The sequence below is a fragment of the Pseudomonas sp. PB105 genome (genome assembly GCF_009764655.1).
Lineage (GTDB): Bacteria > Pseudomonadota > Gammaproteobacteria > Pseudomonadales > Pseudomonadaceae > Aquipseudomonas > Aquipseudomonas cyclaminis.
This window is the reverse complement of sequence record NZ_RWIO01000020.1, coordinates 1-1,461: the sequence shown is the minus strand read 5'-3', so window position 1 is coordinate 1,461 and position 1,461 is coordinate 1. Positions and strand designations below refer to the sequence as shown.

Annotated in this window: 1 protein-coding gene; it reads left to right on the top strand. The window is 59.0% G+C overall.

Features of this window, described 5'->3' with window-relative positions; genetic code table 11:
• On the top strand, positions 1-1,461 hold a 1,461-nt coding region (locus EJD88_RS02770; RefSeq protein ID WP_158876688.1), incomplete at both ends, for a hypothetical protein.

Below are 1,461 nucleotides of genomic sequence, written 5' to 3'. Positions count from 1 at the left end.
CCAACGCAGACGGCTACTACGCCATCTCCGGCAACAACGTCGTGCTGACCGCCAAAGGCGCCGAATTCGTCAACGCCGGCAACCAGCTGCCGAAGATCGACCTGACCGTCACCGACGCCGGTGGCCTTAGCTCCACCGGCGAAGGCCAGCCGACCGTAACTTTGGTCAACGACGTACCACTGATCGACATCACGCCGACCACCATCGTCGAAAACACCGCCGAAGCAGGCACCGTCGCCGGTACCTTCAACGCGCGTGACGAAGAAACGCCGCGTGAAAACCTGACGGTCAGCTTCACCGCTGGTACCAACGCAGACGGCTACTACGCCATCTCGGGCAACAACGTTGTGCTGACGGCTAAAGGTGCTGACTTCGTCAACGCGGGTAACCCGCTGCCGAAGATCGACCTGACTGTTACTGACGCTGGTGGCCTCAGCTCCACCGGTGAAGGTCAGCCGACTGTGACCTTGGTTAATGACGTACCGTTGATCGACATCACGCCGACCACCATTGTCGAGAACGCCGCTGAAGCGGGCACTGTTGCGGGCACGTTCAACGCACGTGACGAAGAAACTCCTCGTGATGGTCTGACCGTGAGCTTCACTGCTGGTACTAACGCAGACGGCTACTACGCCATCTCGGGCAACAACGTTGTACTGACGGCCAAAGGTGCCGAATTCGTCAACGCGGGTAACCCGCTGCCGAAGATCGACCTGACCGTCACCGACGCCGGTGGCCTCAGTTCTACTGGCGAAGGCCAGCCGACTGTGACCCTGGTTAACGACGTTCCGTTGATCGACATCACACCGACCACCATCGTCGAAAACACCGCCGAAGCAGGCACCATCGCCGGTACCTTCAACGCCCGTGACGAAGAAACGCCACGCGAAAACCTGACCATCAACTTCACCGCTGGCACCAACGCCGACGGCTACTACGCCATCTCCGGCAATAACGTGGTCCTGACTGCAAAAGGTGCTGAATTCGTTAACGCTGGCAACCAGCTGCCGAAGATCGATCTGACCGTCACCGACGCCGGTGGCCTCAGCTCCACCGGCGAAGGCCAGCCGACCGTGACCTTGGTTAACGACGTTCCAGAAATTGCTGTTACGCCGACCACCATCGTTGAGAACACAGCTGAAGCAGGCACCGTTGCCGGGACCTTCGTTGCTAAAGACGAAGAGACCCCACGCGAAAACCTGACGATCAGCTTCACTACTGGCACCAACGCAGACGGCTACTACGCCATCTCCGGCAATAACGTGGTCCTGACCGCCAAAGGCGCCGAATTCGTAAACGCGGGTAATCAGCTGCCGAAAATCGACCTGACTGTTACTGACGCTGGTGGCCTCAGCTCTACTGGCGAAGGGCAGCCGACCGTAACTTTGGTTAACGACGTTCCGCTGATTGATGTCACGCCGACCACTATCGTTGAAAACACCGCCGAAGCAGGTACCGTCG